The 19,741-nt window shown below is 53.5% G+C and carries 17 protein-coding genes; 9 read left to right on the forward strand and 8 right to left on the reverse strand.

What is annotated here, in order from left to right; genetic code table 11:
* Nucleotides 1-8: 8 nt before the first annotated feature.
* From FHC52_RS04525 to FHC52_RS04550, 6 genes are all read right to left on the reverse strand, one after another.
* Entirely contained in the window at nt 9-335 is a 327-nt protein-coding gene (locus FHC52_RS04525; protein WP_006176899.1) for a cytochrome o ubiquinol oxidase subunit IV, read from the reverse strand.
* Complete coding sequence (locus FHC52_RS04530) at nt 335-949, reverse strand: cytochrome o ubiquinol oxidase subunit III (RefSeq protein WP_008503324.1); 615 nt, start codon at nt 947-949, stop codon at nt 335-337. Before FHC52_RS04530 ends, FHC52_RS04525 begins: the two co-directional genes overlap by 1 nt.
* Nucleotides 939-2,930, reverse strand: coding sequence for a cytochrome o ubiquinol oxidase subunit I (cyoB, locus tag FHC52_RS04535; protein ID WP_023326790.1), 1,992 nt, complete (start codon nt 2,928-2,930; stop codon nt 939-941). Before cyoB ends, FHC52_RS04530 begins: the two co-directional genes overlap by 11 nt.
* 16 nt (nt 2,931-2,946) lie before the next feature.
* The gene (gene cyoA / locus FHC52_RS04540) at nt 2,947-3,894 is read right to left on the reverse strand and encodes a cytochrome o ubiquinol oxidase subunit II (protein ID WP_008503322.1); all 948 of its coding nucleotides are present in this window, start codon (nt 3,892-3,894) and stop codon (nt 2,947-2,949) included.
* A 479-nt stretch (nt 3,895-4,373) separates the two neighbouring features.
* Nucleotides 4,374-5,849, reverse strand: a complete 1,476-nt coding sequence (ampG, locus tag FHC52_RS04545; RefSeq protein WP_023343488.1) for a muropeptide MFS transporter AmpG — start codon at nt 5,847-5,849, stop codon at nt 4,374-4,376.
* Nucleotides 5,850-5,895: 46 nt separating this feature from the next.
* Nucleotides 5,896-6,474: a lipoprotein gene (locus FHC52_RS04550; RefSeq protein ID WP_023310568.1), complete on the reverse strand. Its 579-nt coding sequence runs from the start codon at nt 6,472-6,474 to the stop codon at nt 5,896-5,898.
* A gap of 305 nt (nt 6,475-6,779) precedes the next feature.
* Here FHC52_RS04550 and bolA point away from each other — a divergent pair, with 305 nt between their 5' ends.
* The 9 genes from bolA (at nt 6,780) to FHC52_RS04595 (ending at nt 17,142) form a co-directional block, all read left to right on the forward strand.
* Nucleotides 6,780-7,097, forward strand: a complete 318-nt coding sequence (gene bolA / locus FHC52_RS04555; RefSeq protein ID WP_021241655.1) for a transcriptional regulator BolA — start codon at nt 6,780-6,782, stop codon at nt 7,095-7,097.
* A 330-nt stretch (nt 7,098-7,427) separates the two neighbouring features.
* Entirely contained in the window at nt 7,428-8,726 is a 1,299-nt protein-coding gene (gene tig / locus FHC52_RS04560) for a trigger factor (RefSeq protein ID WP_008503318.1), read from the forward strand.
* A gap of 260 nt (nt 8,727-8,986) precedes the next feature.
* Complete coding sequence (gene clpP / locus FHC52_RS04565) at nt 8,987-9,610, forward strand: ATP-dependent Clp endopeptidase proteolytic subunit ClpP (RefSeq protein ID WP_020885210.1); 624 nt, start codon at nt 8,987-8,989, stop codon at nt 9,608-9,610.
* 126 nt (nt 9,611-9,736) lie between these two features.
* On the forward strand, nt 9,737-11,011 hold the full coding sequence (gene clpX / locus FHC52_RS04570; protein ID WP_008503316.1) for an ATP-dependent protease ATP-binding subunit ClpX: 1,275 nt from the start codon (nt 9,737-9,739) through the stop codon (nt 11,009-11,011).
* Between the two features lie 182 nt (nt 11,012-11,193).
* Nucleotides 11,194-13,548: an endopeptidase La gene (gene lon, locus FHC52_RS04575; protein WP_008503315.1), complete on the forward strand. Its 2,355-nt coding sequence runs from the start codon at nt 11,194-11,196 to the stop codon at nt 13,546-13,548.
* A 210-nt stretch (nt 13,549-13,758) separates the two neighbouring features.
* Entirely contained in the window at nt 13,759-14,031 is a 273-nt protein-coding gene (gene hupB, locus FHC52_RS04580) for a nucleoid-associated protein HU-beta (protein ID WP_002444653.1), read from the forward strand.
* Nucleotides 14,032-14,243: 212 nt separating this feature from the next.
* Nucleotides 14,244-16,115, forward strand: a complete 1,872-nt coding sequence (gene ppiD / locus FHC52_RS04585) for a peptidylprolyl isomerase (protein WP_023326792.1) — start codon at nt 14,244-14,246, stop codon at nt 16,113-16,115.
* Nucleotides 16,116-16,263: 148 nt separating this feature from the next.
* Entirely contained in the window at nt 16,264-16,644 is a 381-nt protein-coding gene (locus tag FHC52_RS04590; protein WP_025912626.1) for a helix-hairpin-helix domain-containing protein, read from the forward strand.
* Between the two features lie 99 nt (nt 16,645-16,743).
* Nucleotides 16,744-17,142: a YbgC/FadM family acyl-CoA thioesterase gene (locus FHC52_RS04595; RefSeq protein ID WP_021241651.1), complete on the forward strand. Its 399-nt coding sequence runs from the start codon at nt 16,744-16,746 to the stop codon at nt 17,140-17,142.
* Nucleotides 17,143-17,203: 61 nt separating this feature from the next.
* On the opposite strand, the gene queC is transcribed toward FHC52_RS04595, so the two are convergent.
* The gene (gene queC / locus FHC52_RS04600; protein ID WP_008503311.1) at nt 17,204-17,899 is read right to left on the reverse strand and encodes a 7-cyano-7-deazaguanine synthase QueC; all 696 of its coding nucleotides are present in this window, start codon (nt 17,897-17,899) and stop codon (nt 17,204-17,206) included.
* A gap of 66 nt (nt 17,900-17,965) precedes the next feature.
* Nucleotides 17,966-19,666 (reverse strand): SgrR family transcriptional regulator, encoded by a 1,701-nt coding sequence (locus FHC52_RS04605; protein ID WP_126288732.1) that lies wholly within the window; start codon nt 19,664-19,666, stop codon nt 17,966-17,968.
* Nucleotides 19,667-19,741: the final 75 nt, after the last annotated feature.

Raw genomic sequence — 19,741 nt, forward strand, 5'->3', positions numbered from 1 at the left:
CGCCGCTCTTAGTGAACCATCATGTTGTAGTTGAGGTTCCACATAATCCAGATGGAACCGACTACCAGGATAGCGATGATAATCACGGTAAAGATAAAGGCGGTCATGTTCCAGCCTTCATCGGACTTGGTGTTCATGTGCAGGAAGCAAACCAGATGCACCAGAATCTGAATCACCGCGGTCACCAGGATTGCTCCCAGGATAACCGGCTTAGACGCAGAACCGCTCATCACCATCCAGAACGGGATCACCGTCAGGATGATCGACAGGATGAAACCTGTCATGTAGGTTTTTACGCTGCCGTGGGAAGCGCCATGATCGTTAGAATGACTCATTACATCGCCCCCATCAGATAGACAACAGAGAACACACAGATCCACACCACGTCCAGGAAGTGCCAGAACAGGCTCAGGCACAGGATACGGGTACGGTTAGTACTGGTCAGGCCGCGACGGGAGATCTGGAACATCAGTACTGCCATCCAGATCAGACCGGAGGTCACGTGCAGACCGTGGGTGCCAACCAGCGCGAAGAACGCGGACAGGAAGCCACTGCGATCCGGGCCGAAGCCTTCCATGATCAGGTGATGGAATTCATAGATTTCCATCCCGATAAATCCAGCACCAAACAGCCAGGTCAACGCCAGCCAGGAGACAACCTGGCTCTTGTTGTTTTTGTACATGGCGATAGCCGCCATGCCGTAGGTGATGGAGCTGAATAACAGCAGTGCGGTTTCAACCAGAACGAACGGCAGTTCAAAGATGTCCTTGCCGGTCGGGCCGCCCGCTGTGCCGTTCACCAGAACGGCATAGGTCGCGAACAGACAGCAGAACAGAATGCAGTCGCTCATCAGGTAGATCCAGAAACCGAAGACTTTGGTCGGTCCTGTATCGTGGTGCGCATGTTCATGCGCGTGGGCAGTTGAGTGCGCCAGAGTATCAGTTGCCATTTTTCAGCCCCGCTTTAGAAATCTCGTCGAAATGCTGATTTTCCAGCTTTTCAACTTCACGGACTGGTACGTAGTAGTCCACGTCCTCGTCAAAGCTCTTCACAATCCAGCTGATTACGATGCCAGCAAAGCCAACAATCGCCATCCACCAGATGTGCCAGATCATTGCGAAACCAAATACCGTTGCGAAGGCGGCAATGACAATGCCCGCACCGCTGTTTTTCGGCATATGGATCTCTTCGTAATGAGCAGGTTGCTTGTACGCTTCACCTTTTTCTTTCATTTCCCAGAATGCGTCACGTTCATGAACCTGAGGCACGATGGCAAAGTTATAGAAAGGCGGTGGAGAAGAGGTCGCCCACTCCAGCGTACGGCCACCCCATGGGTCACCGGTCAGGTCACGGTTCTGGTCGCGGTCGCGAATAGACACGTAGAACTGAATCAGCTGAGACGCGATACCACAGGCAATCAGCACGGCACCGCCCGCTGCAATCATCAGCATTGGGTGGAACTGCGGATCAATCTGCTGGCTCAGACGACGGGTCATACCCATGAAGCCCAGCACATACAGCGGCATAAAGGCGACGAAGAAGCCGATGATCCAGAACCAGAACGCGCGTTTACCCCATTTTTCATTCAGCGTGAAGCCGAACGCTTTTGGCCACCAGTAGGTTACGCCAGCGAAGCAGCCGAAGACCACGCCACCGATGATAACGTTATGGAAGTGCGCAATCAGGAACAGACTGTTGTGCAGAACGAAGTCAGCACCCGGTACCGCCAGCAGTACGCCGGTCATCCCACCTACGGAGAAGGTCACGATGAAGCCGATGGTCCACAGCATTGCTGAGTGGAACACGATACGGCCCTGATACATGGTGAACAGCCAGTTGAAGATCTTCACCCCGGTCGGGATGGCGATAATCATGGTGGTAATACCGAAGAAGGCGTTTACGTTCGCGCCCGCACCCATGGTGAAGAAGTGGTGCAGCCAAACGATGAACGACAGAACGGTAATACACACGGTTGCCCACACCAGAGAGGTGTAACCAAACAGACGTTTACGCGAGAAGGTTGCCGCGATTTCGGAGAACACACCGAATACAGGCAGAACCAGGATGTAAACTTCCGGGTGACCCCATGCCCAAATCAGGTTGATGTACATCATCATGTTGCCACCCATATCGTTCGTGAAGAAATGGGTGCCCAGGTAGCGGTCCAGGGTCAGCAGCGCGATGGTAACAGTCAGAATTGGGAAGGACGCAATAATCAGGATGTTGGCGCACAGAGATGCCCAGGTAAATACCGGCATCTTGAACATGGTCATGCCAGGGGCACGCATCTTGATAATGGTCACGAAGAAGTTGATACCGGTCAGGGTCGTACCGACACCGGAGAGCTGAAGTGCCCAAATCCAGTAGTCGACGCCAACGCCCGGGCTGTACTCAATTCCTGACAGCGGTGGGTAAGCCAGCCAGCCGGTCTGCGCGAATTCGCCCACACCCAGTGACAGGTTAACCAGAATAACGCCGACAACGGTGAACCAGAAGCTCAGGTTGTTCAGGAACGGGAACGCAACGTCGCGCGCGCCGATTTGCAGCGGAACGACCACGTTCATCAGACCGATAACCAGCGGCATCGCCACGAAGAAGATCATGATAACGCCGTGGGCGGTAAAGATCTGATCGTAGTGGTGCGGTGGCAGGAAGCCGGCTTCACCCGCAGACGCGAGCGCCTGCTGGCTACGCATCATGATCGCATCCGCAAAGCCACGAATTAACATGACGATACCGACGATGCAGTACATGATACCGAGTTTTTTGTGGTCAACCGAAGTCAGCCACTCATTCCACAGGTAGCTCCACTTACCGAAGTAAGTGATCAGGCCAACTAAGGCCGCGCCACCGATGATAATTGCAGCCACCGTAACCATGATAATCGGTTCATGGTAGGGCACTGCATCCAGTGTCAATTTTCCGAACATTTTCTTCCTCGGCCCCTTAGTGAGCGGTTTCCGCGTGGCTCATGTCCATGCCTTCCATACCTTCGTGCGCGCTGTGCTCGCCTTCTGGCTGGGTCATGTCCATGCTCTTGCCGTGATCCATAAATTTGCCAATAACGTCTTTGAACAAATCAGGCTTCACGTTAGAGAAGTACTCCACCTTGTTGTATTCGCTAGGTGCAGCCACTTTTTCGAACGCCGCCATGTCAGACATGGTGTTTGGAGACTGTTTCGCTTTTTCAACCCACTGGTCGAAAGCGGCACGGTCTGGCGTTGCAATAGCTTTGAACTTCATACCTGAGAAGCCCGGGCCGCTATAGCTGGCGGAGATACCATCGTAGGTGCCTGCTTCATTCGCGATCAGATGCAGGTTAGTCTGCATACCGGCCATCGCGTAAATCTGGCTACCCAGACGCGGGATGAAGAAGGAGTTCATTACGGAGTTGGAGGTCACTTTGAACTGAACCGGAGTGTTCGCCGGGAAGGCGATTTCATTCACGGTAGCAATGCCCTGCTCTGGATAGATGAAGAACCATTTCCAGTCCATGGAGACCACTTCAATGGTAATCGGTTTTTCATCGTGAACCAGCGGCTTGCTTGGCTCAAGTGCGTGAGTGGTTTTCCAGGTCAGTACGGCAAGGAACAGGATGATCAGGATAGGTACCGTCCAGACCACAGCTTCCACTTTGTTGGAGTGTGACCAGTTCGGGCTATACTTCGCATCTTTATTGCTCGCACGATACTTCCAGGCGAAACCAACAGCCATCAAAATGGCTGGAATAACCACAATCAACATCAGGCCAAAAGCCGTCAATATCAGTGAACGTTGTTCCAGTCCAATCTGTCCTTTGGGGTCTAGTAGTGCAGAATCACAGCCACTGAGTAATACAGTGCCTGCGAATAATGACAACCATCCCAAACTTTTATTGTATTTCCTGAGTCTCATTTAACGACCTCAATTCCACGGGAGTCTGGTGGCGTTTAAAGTGTGCGGGCATTTTACGGGAAGGTTACATTACTGTAAACATCATTAGGCCTGTGTCAGGAAGGTGTTACCGGGTTCTGCCGCACGTGTCACAAGTGTTGCAAATTATGTCGGTTTTTATGACCGAAGCCGCATGAGATGGGCTTTATAACGAAAGGACCCCCAAGCATACCCTAAAAGGGACAATTGGTATAACCATTGTTAAAAATAAACAAAAAATTAACAATTAATTATCAATAAAAAGACATCTAAAAAACGAAAAATCAAACTATCGCATGCTGAATCGTTTAATGAAAAATAGCGTTTTGGAACCAGAGCCAATAATTTCCAAATCCTATCCCGCACAAAACAACAAATATTTTTTTTAGTCGATGGTGGCTATTTCACCGTTATAATTTCGGTTGGTGATTACAACGGGAAATAACCTTTCGCATTTTTCTTCAGGTCAGCTGCGTTTTACGCAACGCCATGAAATCGAGCAGACCGCCCGTCAGGATCCCAACGATGGCCAGCAGGGCTCCGGCGTCCAGCAGAAGGGCCTCAAACGGGAGCGCCAGTGGTGTGCTGGCATTAATAATGAGCACGATAAGCCAGAGTGCCAGCGCAACGCAGCCCATCATTAACAGACGTAACGCAAAACGGTAGGCGCGGTGATATTCAGTTCGTGGCATAAAGTGTTCGGTCCGCTGGGTATATTCCAGCGTCTGGCGACAGACCAGCAACAATAAAATCCCCGGCACGGCAGCCACGACGGAGAAAAGATAAAACGTTGGCCAACCGTGGGCTTCCACAAACCAGCCGGCAATCGGACCTACGTAAACGCGGCCAACGGCAGAGAGCGCCGAGAGCAGCGCGAACTGCGTGGCGGAAAATGACTTGTTGCACAGGGTCATCAGCAGGGCGACAAAGGCTGCTGTCCCCATACCGCCGCAGAGATTTTCGAAGAACACCGCAGCGGCCATGCTGATCATATGTTTGTCGGTAATCGACAGCAGCCAGTAGCCCGCGTTAGAGGCGCCCTGAAGAATGCCGAAGATCAGCAGCGCGCGGAACAGCGTCAGGCGCTGCATCAGCACGCCACCGTAAAGTGCCCCGACAATGGTCGCAAACAGCCCCAGCGTTTTATTCACTACCCCCACTTCACCGGCATCAAAACCGACACCGCGGATCAGGAAGGTGGTGGTCAGGCTCATGGCAAAGGCGTCGCCAAGCTTATAAAGGACGATCAGCAGCAGGATCAGCCAGGCGTTGTTGCGGCCAAAGAAGTCGCGCAGCGGTTCCGCCACGGCCTGCTCCAGCGAGCGGGGAACCGGAATAACGTCGCTCGGTTCGGGGGCAAAGAGCGTGGCGATAATGCAGGGGATAAGCAGGGCGGCCATCAGCCAGTACATGCCCTGCCAGCCGAGGTAACGGTCGGCCAGCCACAGCGCCAGCCCGCCAGAGACCAGCATCCCGAGGCGATAGCCCAGCACGCTGATGGCCGCACCGGCACCGCGTTCTTCCGCTGGTAACACGTCCGTCTTCCAGGCGTCGAACACGATATCCTGAGAGGCGGAACAGAAGGCAATCACCACCGCAAGCGCGGCCATCCAGCGCAGCTGCGTGGTGGGCTCAAGAAACCCCATCGCCGCGATGGCCAGCAGCAGCAAGACCTGCGTCATCACCAGCCAGCCGCGGCGACGCCCGAGGAACGGCGGCGTATAGCGATCCATCACCGGCGACCACAGGAACTTGAAGACATAGGCCTGACCGACAAGCGAGAAGAAACCAATGGTTTTGAGATCGATGTTCTCGACCGTCATCCACGCCTGAAGCGTGCCGGAGGTGAGCGCGAGGGGTAAACCCGAGGCAAAGCCGAGGATCAGCAGAATCGCTGATTTCGGTTGCTGGAAAATGCGTAAGTAATGGCTGGACATGTTCTTATAAGACTGACCCGGTGCTACACCGGGTCAGTGAGCAGGATTAACGTGCGTTCTGCTTGATAAAGTCGTGGATGCTGGTGTCCTGCGCCATATCGGCGATGGTATCGGTCAGCACGCTGTTAACGGCGTTAGCAATGTTCTGGTTGGATGCCTGGAACGCACCTTCCACAGAGTAGCTCGCGCGGTAGTTTTTGGTCATCTTGTTGCCATTCTTCGCGGTGGCAATGATGGCGATATCCGCTTTGGTGGCGATGTTGTAGCGCACGTTGCCCTGTGACACGTCAGCGTACAGGTTGTTAACGATGATCTGCAGATCAACCGCACCGCTTGGGCCGATCATATAGCCGCGAGCGGTCATTTGTTTCTCCAGCACTTCCTGCAGCAGGAAGCGCAGGTCACGGGACGCGGTGAGCGTCACCTGCTGGTTATCGCGGGTCACTTTTGCCAGCGCCTGATCCTGACGCTGATCGGCACCGTTAATGCTCACGGTGACGCCCATCAGGCTTGGGTCCTGCTGAGGCAGGGTGATTTTTGGTGAGACATCAATGGTGGTAGGCGGGGTAGCACAGCCTGCCAGCATAAAAAGGGCTACCAATGGAAAGAAGAGTTTTTTTAACATTTTTAAGTTCTCACGAATCGTAAGCATAATAGAGAGAAAAATTGCCGCCATCATAACATCGCCAACGGTCAGGGGAAGTGGTCAACGCATGTAAATTCATCGTCTTGTCTGAAAACTGACCATCTCACTCATTTTCTCCTTTCACGGATGATAAAAGGTATGAGCCTCACAGTTAACTTCATTCGTTTGAATGAGAAAATCGGACGAAAGCTAAATATTTGTTGTCAATGTGTAATGGAAACGGTAAAAGCGGCTAATATTTAAAGGGATGGGTGACATCCTGGCGTTGTCGGAGGAGTAATTTCATGATGATACGTGAGCATATAGAAGATAAATTAAGGGCAGCGTTCAACCCTGTGTTCCTCGAAGTCGTCGACGAAAGCTATCGTCATAACGTACCGGCAGGTTCTGAAAGCCACTTTAAAGTGGTTCTGGTTAGCGATCGCTTCACGGGAGAACGTTTCCTGAACCGACATCGCTTGATCTACAGCACCTTGACGGAAGAGCTCTCCACGACCGTGCATGCGCTGGCACTGCATACCTACACCATTAAGGAATGGGAAGGCTTGCAGGATACGGTTTTCGCATCGCCGCCCTGTCGCGGTGCAGGCACTATTGCCTGATAAATCGGATTTGCAACGGCTGGAGCTTTTCCAGTATGTTGCTTACAGATTTCCTCAAAACGGCCTTCGGGCCGTTTTGTTTTGTCTGAGTTTTGAGCGGATGGTGCGATTTTAAGGCTAAAAATAGCCTTAAAGTGTGAAAAAAGCCGCAGCAACATGCCCCAACCGTTCTCGACTCACCTAAGTGATGCCGCTATAATGCCGCGTCTTATTGAATGTCTTCGGGATGATTCTGGCGACAGGGAATGTGAATCTGCACTAAGAGAGCATCCCGGTATAACAGACAGATTCAGAGTTGACCGAGCACTGTGATTTTTTTGAGGTAACAAGATGCAAGTTTCAGTTGAAACCACTCAAGGCCTTGGCCGCCGTGTAACGATTACTATCGCTGCTGACAGCATCGAAACTGCTGTGAAAAGCGAGCTGGTCAACGTAGCAAAAAAAGTACGTATTGACGGCTTCCGTAAGGGCAAAGTACCAATGAATGTTGTTGCTCAGCGTTATGGCGCTTCCGTGCGTCAGGATGTGCTGGGTGAACTGATGAGCCGCAACTTTATCGATGCGATCATCAAAGAAAAAATCAATCCGGCCGGTGCGCCAAACTACGTTCCAGGCGAATACAAACTGGGCGAAGACTTCACCTACTCCGTAGAGTTTGAAGTGTATCCGGAAGTTGAGCTGAAAGGTCTGGAATCTATCGAAGTTGAAAAACCGATTGTCTCCGTGACTGACGAAGACGTTGACGGCATGCTGGACACCCTGCGTAAGCAGCAGGCGAACTGGAAAGAGAAAGAAGGCGCTGTTGACGCGGAAGACCGCGTAACCATCGACTTCACCGGTTCTGTAGACGGCGAAGAGTTCGAAGGCGGCAAAGCGTCTGACTTCGTACTGGCAATGGGCCAGGGTCGTATGATCCCAGGCTTCGAAGACGGTATCAAAGGCCACAAGGCTGGCGAAGAGTTCACCATCGACGTGACCTTCCCGGAAGAGTACCACGCTGAAAACCTGAAAGGTAAAGCAGCGAAGTTCGTCATCAACCTGAAGAAAGTGGAAGAGCGCGAACTGCCAGAACTGACTGAAGAGTTCATCAAACGTTTCGGCGTGGAAGACGGTTCTGTTGCTGGCCTGCGTACCGAAGTGCGTAAAAACATGGAGCGCGAGCTGAACGGTGCTGTGCGTAACCGCGTGAAGTCTCAGGCGATCGAAGGCCTGGTGAAAGCCAACGAAATCGACGTTCCTGCTGCACTGATCGACAGCGAAATCGACGTTCTGCGCCGTCAGGCTGCACAGCGTTTCGGTGGCAACCAGCAGCAAGCGATGGAACTGCCACGCGAGCTGTTCGAAGAGCAGGCAAAACGCCGCGTTGTGGTTGGCCTGCTGCTGGGCGAAGTGATTCGTACCCACGAGCTGAAAGCTGACGAAGAGCGTGTGAAAGGCCTGATCGAAGAGATGGCTTCTGCATACGAAGATCCATCAGAAGTGATCGAGTTCTACGGTAAGAACAAAGAGCTGATGGACAACATGCGCAACGTTGCCCTGGAAGAGCAGGCGGTTGAAGCGGTACTGGCGAAAGCGAAAGTGACCGAAAAAGCGACCTCTTTCAACGAACTGATGAACCAGCAGGCGTAATTTCGCCCCAACGGTTTAAAGTTTGAACAGAAAACCCGTTGCCTTGCGGCAGCGGGTTTTTTTTATCGCAGCCAGAGCCCAGGAAGAGTGCTAAAACGCCCTTTCGGTGTTAGCGTAACAACAAAAGGTTGTTATGCTTGAAATAGGGCACTGTGAACCCCATAAGTACGTAATCATGATGAATGAGACTGGCTGATAATCCGTCCGTAAGGTTACAATCAGTACAGCAGGTGTTTTCAATTTTGATCCAGGAGACGGAAATGTCATACAGTGGCGAACGAGATAACTTTGCACCCCATATGGCTCTGGTGCCAATGGTTATTGAACAGACCTCACGTGGTGAGCGTTCTTTTGATATCTATTCCCGTCTGCTCAAGGAACGCGTTATCTTTCTGACCGGCCAGGTGGAAGACCACATGGCTAACCTGATCGTGGCGCAGATGCTGTTTCTGGAAGCGGAAAACCCGGAAAAAGACATTTACCTGTACATTAACTCCCCGGGTGGCGTGATTACCGCAGGGATGTCCATTTATGACACCATGCAATTCATCAAACCGGATGTCAGCACGATCTGTATGGGTCAGGCCGCATCTATGGGCGCGTTCCTGTTAACCGCAGGGGCGAAGGGTAAGCGATTCTGCTTGCCGAATTCCCGCGTGATGATTCACCAGCCGCTGGGCGGTTACCAGGGGCAGGCGACGGATATCGAAATCCACGCCCGCGAAATCCTGAAAGTAAAAGCGCGCATGAATGAACTTATGGCGCAGCATACGGGTCAATCTCTCGAGCAGATCGAGCGCGATACCGAGCGCGATCGCTTCCTCTCTGCTTCAGAGGCAGTTGAGTACGGCTTAGTCGACTCCGTGTTGACCCATCGTAATTGATGCCCGCGACGCGAGTGTGCCGCTATACTAAGGTAGGGCGGCACGCTGCTGAATGCAGCTTGCGTCTTAGAATGGCATTTGCGTCGTCATGTGCGGCACAAAGAACTTAAAAAGAGGTTTGGACTCATGACAGATAAACGCAAAGATGGTTCGGGCAAACTGCTGTACTGCTCTTTTTGCGGCAAAAGCCAGCATGAAGTGCGTAAACTGATTGCCGGGCCGTCCGTGTATATCTGCGACGAATGCGTCGATTTATGTAACGACATCATTCGCGAAGAGATTAAAGAAGTCGCACCGCACCGTGAGCGCAGCGCGCTGCCAACGCCGCATGAAATTCGTCATCACCTTGACGACTACGTCATCGGCCAGGAGCAGGCCAAGAAAGTGCTGGCGGTAGCGGTCTATAACCACTACAAACGCCTGCGTAACGGCGATACCAGCAATGGCGTGGAACTGGGTAAAAGTAACATTCTGCTCATCGGCCCAACCGGTTCCGGTAAAACGCTGCTGGCTGAAACCCTGGCGCGTCTGCTTGATGTTCCGTTCACCATGGCGGATGCCACCACCCTGACCGAAGCCGGTTACGTGGGTGAGGACGTCGAAAACATCATCCAGAAACTGCTGCAGAAGTGCGATTACGACGTACAGAAAGCCCAGCGCGGGATTGTTTACATCGATGAGATCGACAAGATCTCCCGTAAATCCGACAACCCGTCCATCACTCGTGACGTATCGGGTGAAGGCGTACAGCAGGCACTGCTGAAGCTGATCGAAGGTACGGTTGCCGCCGTTCCGCCACAGGGTGGTCGTAAACATCCGCAGCAGGAGTTCCTGCAGGTTGATACCTCCAAGATCCTGTTCATCTGTGGCGGTGCCTTTGCTGGTCTGGATAAAGTTATCTCCCACCGTGTTGAAACCGGCTCCGGCATTGGTTTTGGCGCAACGGTGAAATCCACATCCGAAAAACCGAACGAAGGCGAGCTCCTGGCACAGGTTGAACCAGAAGATCTGATCAAATTCGGTCTGATCCCTGAATTCATCGGTCGTCTGCCGGTTGTGGCTACGCTGAATGAGCTGAGTGAAGAGGCACTGATCCAGATCCTGAAAGAGCCGAAAAATGCGCTGACCAAGCAGTATCAGGCGCTGTTCAATCTGGAAGGGGTTGATCTGGAATTCCGCGACGAAGCGCTGGATGCGATTGCCAAAAAAGCAATGAGCCGCAAAACCGGTGCGCGTGGCCTGCGTTCTATCGTTGAAGCGGCACTGCTCGACACCATGTACGATCTGCCGTCGATGGAAGACGTTGAGAAAGTGGTGATTGACGAGTCGGTCATCAGCGGTCAAACCAAACCGCTGCTGATTTACGGCAAACCGGAAGCCCAGCAGGCATCTGGCGAATAATTCACCAAATCATACAAGCAGTTAATCAAAAAGGGGGGATTTTATCTCCCCTTTACTTTTTCCGTATTCATAGCGTTGAATGTGTGGGAAACATCCCCATATACTGGATACATGTTAATGGTTATGTGAAGCACAGTGACATGACCAGCTTACCTGGCGGACACTAACTAAGAGAGAGCTCTATGAATCCTGAGCGTTCTGAACGCATTGAAATCCCCGTATTGCCGTTGCGCGATGTGGTGGTTTATCCGCACATGGTCATACCCTTATTTGTAGGGCGGGAAAAATCTATCCGTTGCCTCGAAGCCGCTATGGATCATGATAAAAAAATCATGCTGGTGGCGCAGAAAGAAGCATCAACGGATGAGCCGGGTGTAAACGATCTTTTCACCGTCGGGACCGTGGCCTCTATTTTGCAGATGCTGAAGCTGCCTGACGGCACCGTGAAGGTGCTGGTAGAAGGCCTGCAGCGTGCGCGTATTACCACTCTGTCAGACGACGGCGAACACTTCTCTGCGAAGGCAGAGTACCTTGATTCGCCTGAACTTGATGAGCGCGAACAGGAAGTGCTGGTTCGCACCGCGATTAGCCAGTTTGAAGGCTATATCAAGCTGAACAAGAAAATCCCACCAGAAGTGCTGACGTCGCTGAACAGCATCGACGATCCTGCACGTCTGGCGGACACCATCGCTGCCCATATGCCGCTGAAGCTGGCTGACAAACAGTCCGTGCTGGAAATGTCCGACGTTAACGAACGTCTGGAATACCTGATGGCGATGATGGAGTCCGAAATCGATCTGCTGCAGGTTGAGAAGCGTATTCGCAACCGCGTGAAAAAGCAGATGGAGAAATCTCAGCGTGAGTACTATCTGAATGAGCAAATGAAGGCCATTCAGAAAGAGCTGGGCGAGATGGACGACGCGCCGGACGAAAACGAAGCGCTGAAGCGTAAGATCGACGCGGCGAAGATGCCGAAAGAGGCGAAAGAGAAAGCCGAAGCAGAACTGCAGAAGCTGAAAATGATGTCTCCGATGTCGGCGGAAGCGACAGTGGTGCGCGGCTACATTGAGTGGATGGTACAGGTTCCGTGGAACGCCCGCAGCAAGGTCAAAAAAGACCTGCGTCAGGCGCAGGAGATCCTGGATACTGACCATTATGGCCTGGAACGCGTGAAAGACCGCATTCTTGAGTACCTCGCGGTACAAAGCCGTGTAAACAAAATCAAAGGCCCAATTCTGTGCCTGGTAGGACCGCCGGGGGTGGGTAAAACCTCTCTGGGCCAGTCCATCGCTAAAGCGACCGGACGTAAGTATATCCGTATGGCGCTGGGCGGCGTACGCGATGAAGCGGAAATCCGCGGTCACCGCCGTACCTACATCGGTTCTATGCCGGGTAAACTGATCCAGAAGATGGCGAAAGTGGGCGTTAAAAACCCGCTGTTCCTGCTCGATGAGATCGACAAAATGTCGTCGGACATGCGTGGTGACCCTGCGTCTGCGCTGCTGGAAGTGCTTGATCCAGAACAGAACGTGGCGTTCAGCGATCACTACCTGGAAGTGGACTACGACCTGAGCGACGTGATGTTCGTGGCGACGTCGAACTCCATGAACATTCCGGCGCCGCTGCTGGACCGTATGGAAGTGATCCGTCTCTCCGGCTATACCGAAGACGAGAAGCTGAACATCGCGAAACAGCACCTGCTGCCGAAACAGATTGAGCGTAACGCGCTGAAAGCCAACGAGCTGACCGTCGAGGACAGCGCGATTATTGGCATCATCCGCTACTATACTCGTGAAGCGGGCGTGCGTAGCCTTGAGCGTGAAATCTCTAAACTGTGCCGTAAGGCGGTGAAACAGCTGCTGCTGGATAAGAGCCTGAAACACATCACGATTAATGGTGATAACCTGCATGCTTATCTCGGCGTTCAGCGCTTCGACTACGGTCGCGCGGACAACGAAAACCGCGTTGGCCAGGTGACCGGTCTGGCATGGACGGAAGTGGGCGGCGATCTGCTGACCATCGAAACCGCCTGTGTACCGGGTAAAGGCAAGCTGACCTATACCGGCTCGCTGGGTGAAGTGATGCAGGAGTCCATTCAGGCGGCGCTGACCGTGGTGCGCGCGCGCGCGGAGAAACTGGGTATCAACCCGGATTTCTACGAAAAACGCGACATCCACGTACACGTACCTGAAGGGGCGACGCCGAAAGATGGTCCAAGCGCGGGTATTGCCATGTGTACCGCTCTGGTTTCTTGCCTGACAGGTAACCCGGTGCGTGCTGATGTGGCAATGACCGGTGAAATCACCCTGCGCGGTCAGGTTCTGCCAATCGGTGGCTTAAAAGAAAAACTGCTGGCGGCGCATCGTGGTGGGATCAAAACCGTATTGATCCCTTACGAAAACAAACGCGATCTGGAAGAGATTCCGGACAACGTGATTGCCGACCTGCAGATCCATCCTGTTAAGCGAATTGAGGAAGTACTTAGTCTCGCATTGCAGAATGAACCGTCCGGAATGCAGGTTGTAACCGCAAAATAGTGACCTCGCGCAAAGAGCGTCAATAAAAACAAGGCTGGTAAGTCATTTCGCACTTGCCAGCCTTTTTTTGTATAGCTAATTTAGATTGCTGATTAGGTCAGCCATCAACAACGGGTGTTGTAAGGTCATGGCAGGCCTGATATAACTGCTGCGCGGTCGCGTTGTGAAGGATTCAGGCGCGATATAAATTATAAAGAGAGGAAGAGAACAGTGAATAAATCTCAACTGATTGACAAAATTGCTGCTGGTGCTGATATTTCTAAAGCTGCAGCTGGACGTGCGTTAGATGCATTAATTGCTTCTGTTACTGAATCTCTGCAGGCTGGGGACGACGTTGCACTGGTAGGCTTCGGTACTTTTGCTGTTAAAGAGCGTGCTGCCCGTACTGGCCGCAACCCTCAGACCGGTAAAGAGATCACCATTGCTGCCGCTAAAGTGCCGGGTTTCCGTGCAGGTAAAGCGCTGAAAGACGCAGTAAACTGATTGCTTTCCCGTTTCAGGGAAGCCGGATAGTACAAGGGCGCATCTTTTGATGTGCCTTTTTTGTTTGTCCAGACCTGATTTGTGCGAGTTTATGCGAGTTGTGGGCTGACAATCGCCCCGTTTTCTTGTCACAATACGACTTTACGCGCGACGGGCAGGATTTTCCGTCAGCGTCAGGTAACCAGTCACCTACAGCGGAGTGTTGTTACACCATGATGGACAGCTTACGCACGGCTGCTAACAGTCTCGTGCTCAAGATTATTTTCGGTATCATTATCGTGTCGTTCATATTGACCGGCGTGAGCAGTTACCTTATTGGCGGTGGCGCGAACTATGCCGCAAAAGTGAATGGCCAGGAGATCAGCCGCGGCCAGTTCGAGAATGCTTTTGCCGGTGAACGTAACCGTATGCAGCAACAGCTGGGCGACCAATTCTCTGAACTGGCAGCAAACGAAGGGTATATGAAGACCCTGCGTCAGCAGACGCTGAACCGTCTTATCGACGAAGCGCTGCTGGATCAGTATGCCAAAAAACTCGGCCTTGGCATTAGCGATGAGCAGGTGAAAAAAGCCATCTTCTCCACGCAAGCCTTCCAGTCTAACGGTAAATTCGACAACGCGCGTTACAACAGCATCGTCAACCAGATGGGGATGACGGCCGATCAGTACGCGCAGGCGCTGCGTAACCAACTGACCACCCAGCAGCTCATCAATGCCGTTGTTGGCACCGATTTCATGCTTAAAGGCGAAACGGATGAACTGGCTGCGCTGGTGGCGCAGCAGCGCGTTGTACGTGAAGCGACCATTGATGTTAACGCTCTGGCGGCGAAACAGCAGGTGAGCGACGCTGACATTAACGCCTGGTACGAGCAGAACAAGAATACCTTTGTTTCTCCAGAACAGTTCCGCGTGAGCTACATCAAGCTGGATGCGGCTGCGCTGCAGGAAAGCGCGTCTGACGCGGAAATCCAGTCTTACTACGACCAGCATCAGGATCAGTTCACACAGCCGCAGCGTAACCGCTACAGCGTGATTCAGACCAAAACCGAGGCGGATGCCAAAGCGGTACTGGATGAGCTGAACAAAGGCGCTGATTTTGCGACCGTCGCGAAAGCGAAATCCACCGACATTATCTCTGCGAAAAACGGCGGCGATATGGGCTGGCTGGAAGACGCGACCACGCCGGACGAGCTGAAAAATGCGGGTCTGAAAGAGAAAGGCCAACTGTCTGGCGTCATTAAATCATCCGTAGGTTTCCTGGTCGTGCGTCTGGACGACATCACCGCGGCGAAAACCAAGCCGCTGGCTGAGGTTCGTGACGATATCGCGGCAAAAGTGAAGCAGGAAAAAGCGCTGGATGCCTACTATGCGCTGCAGCAGAAAGTGAGTGATGCTGCCAGCAACGACAACGAATCTCTGGCGGGTGCCGAGCAGGCGGCTGGGGTGAAAGCGGTTGAGACGGGCTGGTTTGGTCGTGACAACTTGCCGGAAGAGCTGAACTTCAAACCGGTTTCTGATGCCATCTTCAACGGTGGTCTGGTTGGTGAGAACGGCACGCCGGGCAGTAACTCAGACATCATTACCGTCGATGGCGATCGTGCGTTTGTGCTGCGCGTCAGCGAGCACAAGCCAGAAGCGGTCAAACCGCTGGCGGAAGTGAAGGATCAGGTCGTCGCTCAGGTTAAGCACAACAAAGCGGAACAGCAGGCGAAACTGGATGCTGAGAAGATTCTGGCCGATCTGAAAGCGGGTAAACAGGACGCGCTGAAAGCGGCTGGCCTGAGCTTCGGTGAAGCGAAAACGCTGAGCCGTACTGGTCAGGACCCTATCAGCCAGGCCGCGTTTGGCCTGACTCTGCCGGCGAAAGACAAGCCAAGCTTCGGCACCACTACCGATATGCAGGGTAACGTCGTTCTGCTGGCGCTGGATGAAGTGAAAGCCGGCACTCTGCCAGACGCGCAGAAGAAGGCGATGGTCCAGGGGATTACCCAGAACAATGCCCAGATTGCCTTCGAAGCCATGATGAGCAACCTGCGTAAAGAGGCCAAAATTAAGCTGGGCGATATCATTACTCAGCAGCAATAATTACGTATCTGCTCGCAGATTTTCGCAACGCTCTGCAATAACTAAAGGCCGCTTTCGCGGCCTTTTCCATTTCTGCACTCTGCTGTTTGTGCCTCTTTTATCGGGCGGCTATCGTGACGTGGCTGTCTACAAACAAGGAGATAACAGCATGAAATGTGGAATCAAAGCACTGTTTATTACGCTGGCTATTGCCACCACCGGGCTGAGCGCGGGCGCACTGGCGGCGACACCTGCCGCTAAACCACAGGCGGTACAGAGTAAGACCGACGCCGCAGCGCCGGGGCAGGGGCAAACCAAAGCGGCTGACGTTGGTAAAAACGTGGATGATGACGGTACGCGAGTCAGCATCAATTCGGCCTCTGCGGAAGAGCTGGCCCGCGTGATGAATGGCGTCGGGCTGAAAAAAGCGCAGGCCATCGTAAGCTATCGTGAAGAGTATGGTCCTTTCAAAACGGTCGACGACCTCAAGCAGGTTCCCGGCATGGGGAGCGCGCTGGTTGAGCGCAACCTCGCACACCTGACGTTGTAATCTCACAATTACTTGCACAGCGGCAAAATTTTGCCAGGATAAAGAGGTCATACCAGTTATGACCTCTCATCCTACAATAACAGTAAAGGCTATTGCGCTATGCAGACAAAAATAAAAGTACGCGGTTTTCACCTCGACGTTTACCAGCATGTGAACAATGCCCGCTACCTGGAGTTTCTTGAGGAAGCGCGCTGGGACGGGCTGGAAAACAGCGAAAGCTTTCAGTGGATGACCGCGCACAACATCGCGTTCGTGGTCGTCAATATCAATATCAACTACCGTCGCCCTGCCGTGTTGGGCGATGTGCTCACGGTGACCAGCCAGGTGCAGCAGATCAATGGCAAAAGCGGCGTGTTAAGCCAGGTGGTTACGCTCGATCCCGAAGGGCAGGTGGTGGCTGATGCGTTGATCACCTTTGTCTGTATCGATCTGAAAACGCAGAAAGCGCTGCCGCTGGAAGGGGAATTGCGCGAAAAGCTGGAACTGATGATCGTGTAACACAGGTTCAGGCTTACCCGTGCTGTCGACACCTGTTATGCGACAGCACGGTCAGGTCGCCCTATTTAAGCCCGGTTTTTTTCTGCATTGCGGCCATGACGCCGGCTTTATCGGCAAGATAGTGGTTCAGCCCGTTAGCGCGCAGATTACAGGCGGCGCACTGGCCGCAACCGTCGCCTTTAATGCCGTTGTAGCAGGTGAGGGTTTCGCTGCGAACCAGGTCCAGCTTGCCCCAGTAGTCGGCCAGCGCCCAGGTTTCGGCTTTATCCAGCCACATCAGCGGGGTTTCAAAGCGCGTCTCTTTCGCCATCCCCAGATTGACGGCGTGATTTAACGCCTTCACGAACTCATCACGACAGTCCGGGTAGCCGGAGAAGTCTGTTTCACACACGCCCGTGATCACCGCTTCGGCTTTTACCTGGTAGGCATAAATTGCCGTCAGGGTGAGGAACAGAATATTGCGGCCCGGCACGAAGGTATTCGGAATGCCGCTGGCATCGGGTTCGTAGTCCGGGACGGGAATACTGTCCCGGGTGAGGCTACTCACGGCCAGTTCATTTAACAGCGTAACGTCCAGCACCTTGTGCGCGCGTGCGCCCAGTTTCAGGGCCAGTTCACGGGCAACGTCGATCTCAGCGCGATGGCGCTGACCATAATCGAAAGTGACACAGTGAACTTCATCGTACTGATGAAGAGCCTGGACCAGGCAGGTAGTAGAGTCTTGTCCTCCGCTGAACACGACGACGGCACGTTTCATAAATCATCTCGACTGTTACGGTAAAAACGTTATGTTACCGTCTGCCTGTGGCGGCGACCAGCTTCTTCACGATTTGGGGGCTGGCAGCCAGGCTTCGGTAAAATCAAACCAGCCGCGGGTGTTGAGGCGAATCCCATTCACGCCCGGCGGCGCGCTGATCTGATACTGATAATTAAAGAGCGGCGTCAGCACTGCATTTTCCATTAATCGGCTAAAAATGGCCTTCAGGCCCGCGTGCCGATCCCGAGCCTCGGCCTGAGTCTGTACCGCATCCAGCGTGGCTTGCAAATGGGCGTACGCCGGTGCGCTTAACACGTGTGGCCAAAGCGTATCGCAGCGCAGCCACTGCTCAAGCGTATACGCTGGCGCTTCGCCAATCAGCCTGTCGCCCATCATGATGTCTGTTTCGGCAAGCTGCTGGCATCCGTCCCACGTCTTGGCGTCATGAAAGATGACGGTCAGCTCACAACCCTGTAGCGCCAGGTACGTCTTCAACTGGCTGGCCATGGTGTGAAGCTCAACGGGAAGATGGTAAACCAGCGTCAGTGCTTCAGGCAGGGCAACATCGGTTAAATCAGTCCAGTCGGGGATTGTCCAGCCGGGAAGCAGTTCCCCGGTGGGGGTGATGAGCCCTTCGTTTAGCGGAAGCGTGTGGAGAAGCCTGGAGTGATGAATGATATTAATCAGCCGCTTTGCCTGGTTCTCACTCAGGCGTGCGCTCTGTTTTAGCGTGAGGTAACAGAACCCCAGGCTGGTGCTGCTGCTTACCAGCCGCAGACTTTCCAGCTCGTCGGCCTCACCAATCGCGATTTGCACCGGGTGACGGCAGCTGGTACCCAACCTGTGATCAAAAAGCTGGGGTGTGATCCAGTATTCGATGGCTTTGAGCAGCGGATGGCTCAGGTGGTACTGCTCATGGCTTTCCAGACGAACCAGGTCGGGTTCAAAGGCGACCAGCCGAAAGGGGCCGCTGCCAATCGTCGAATGGTCGGGATGCGCCAGACGGCTACAGTAGGTTGCCAGCCTGTGCGGCAGCCAGTAGTCCGGATGATGCAGCGTAAACGTCAGGCACTGCGGATGCGTTGTTTCGATACAGAGGACGCTCTGAAACAGAGTGCGCAGGGCGGGAAGCGTCAACAGCGCGGTCAGGCTCCGCTGGAGATGCACCGTTTCAATTTTATCGCCGTTATGCCAGTGCAGCGTGGAGCGAATGTAGAAATGCCAGCGCAGTCCATCATCCGACACATCCCAGTGATGCGCCAGATCGCCCGTAGGTTCACTGCTGTTGCCGTGAAATCGCGTCAAACCTGAGAAGACTTGCCCTGCCAGATGCTGCTCTGCCCGACCCGGTAAAAAGCCCGGCTGAAGCGGCTCCAGTGAGCGGTAGTAGGGAATGCGCAGCGTCGGCGTGTCGTTTTGCCACTGCCCACCCAAAAACGGGTGCAGCAGCGCACGCAAATCTTCGGGAGCAAGCTGCGCCAGCTCGAGGGCGTTATGCTGCTGCCCGCTTTTTAGCGCTTCTTCCATCATCGTATTGCGCAGTGATTCCGGAGTGACGTGAAACGTCAGCGCACCGCGCCTTCCACGCCCGGACTGCGCGCGCCAGGTCAGCCAGCCCGCCTCCTGGGCCTGACGCAGCAGAGTACGGACATGTCGCTCGCTACAAAAGCAGCGGCTGGCAAGTTCATTTACGGTTACCTGCTGCGGCGCGCCAGCGGAAGGTTGCCACAGGCGTTGATACTGGTTAAGACGGTTAAGCTGGCGCATAAGAAACCCGGAACAATAATTTTCATCTATTCACTATTACTTCCGTATATCTCACACGATACTGATGCACAAGTT

This window comes from Enterobacter sp. EC_64 (assembly GCF_019584165.1).
Classification (GTDB): domain Bacteria; phylum Pseudomonadota; class Gammaproteobacteria; order Enterobacterales; family Enterobacteriaceae; genus Enterobacter; species Enterobacter roggenkampii.

Excerpts from the sequence above, each read along its gene's own strand:
- FHC52_RS04525 (WP_006176899.1), bottom strand. The coding sequence starts at position 335 with ATGAGTCATTCTAACGATCATGGCGCTTCCCACGGCAGCGTAAAAACC.
- FHC52_RS04530 (WP_008503324.1), bottom strand. The coding sequence starts at position 949 with ATGGCAACTGATACTCTGGCGCACTCAACTGCCCACGCGCATGAACAT.
- cyoB (WP_023326790.1), bottom strand. The coding sequence starts at position 2,930 with ATGTTCGGAAAATTGACACTGGATGCAGTGCCCTACCATGAACCGATT.
- cyoA (WP_008503322.1), bottom strand. The coding sequence starts at position 3,894 with ATGAGACTCAGGAAATACAATAAAAGTTTGGGATGGTTGTCATTATTC.
- ampG (WP_023343488.1), bottom strand. The coding sequence starts at position 5,849 with ATGTCCAGCCATTACTTACGCATTTTCCAGCAACCGAAATCAGCGATT.
- FHC52_RS04550 (WP_023310568.1), bottom strand. The coding sequence starts at position 6,474 with ATGTTAAAAAAACTCTTCTTTCCATTGGTAGCCCTTTTTATGCTGGCA.
- bolA (WP_021241655.1), top strand. The coding sequence starts at position 6,780 with ATGATGATACGTGAGCATATAGAAGATAAATTAAGGGCAGCGTTCAAC.
- tig (WP_008503318.1), top strand. The coding sequence starts at position 7,428 with ATGCAAGTTTCAGTTGAAACCACTCAAGGCCTTGGCCGCCGTGTAACG.
- clpP (WP_020885210.1), top strand. The coding sequence starts at position 8,987 with ATGTCATACAGTGGCGAACGAGATAACTTTGCACCCCATATGGCTCTG.
- clpX (WP_008503316.1), top strand. The coding sequence starts at position 9,737 with ATGACAGATAAACGCAAAGATGGTTCGGGCAAACTGCTGTACTGCTCT.
- lon (WP_008503315.1), top strand. The coding sequence starts at position 11,194 with ATGAATCCTGAGCGTTCTGAACGCATTGAAATCCCCGTATTGCCGTTG.
- ppiD (WP_023326792.1), top strand. The coding sequence starts at position 14,244 with ATGATGGACAGCTTACGCACGGCTGCTAACAGTCTCGTGCTCAAGATT.
- FHC52_RS04590 (WP_025912626.1), top strand. The coding sequence starts at position 16,264 with ATGAAATGTGGAATCAAAGCACTGTTTATTACGCTGGCTATTGCCACC.
- FHC52_RS04595 (WP_021241651.1), top strand. The coding sequence starts at position 16,744 with ATGCAGACAAAAATAAAAGTACGCGGTTTTCACCTCGACGTTTACCAG.
- queC (WP_008503311.1), bottom strand. The coding sequence starts at position 17,899 with ATGAAACGTGCCGTCGTCGTGTTCAGCGGAGGACAAGACTCTACTACC.
- FHC52_RS04605 (WP_126288732.1), bottom strand. The coding sequence starts at position 19,666 with ATGCGCCAGCTTAACCGTCTTAACCAGTATCAACGCCTGTGGCAACCT.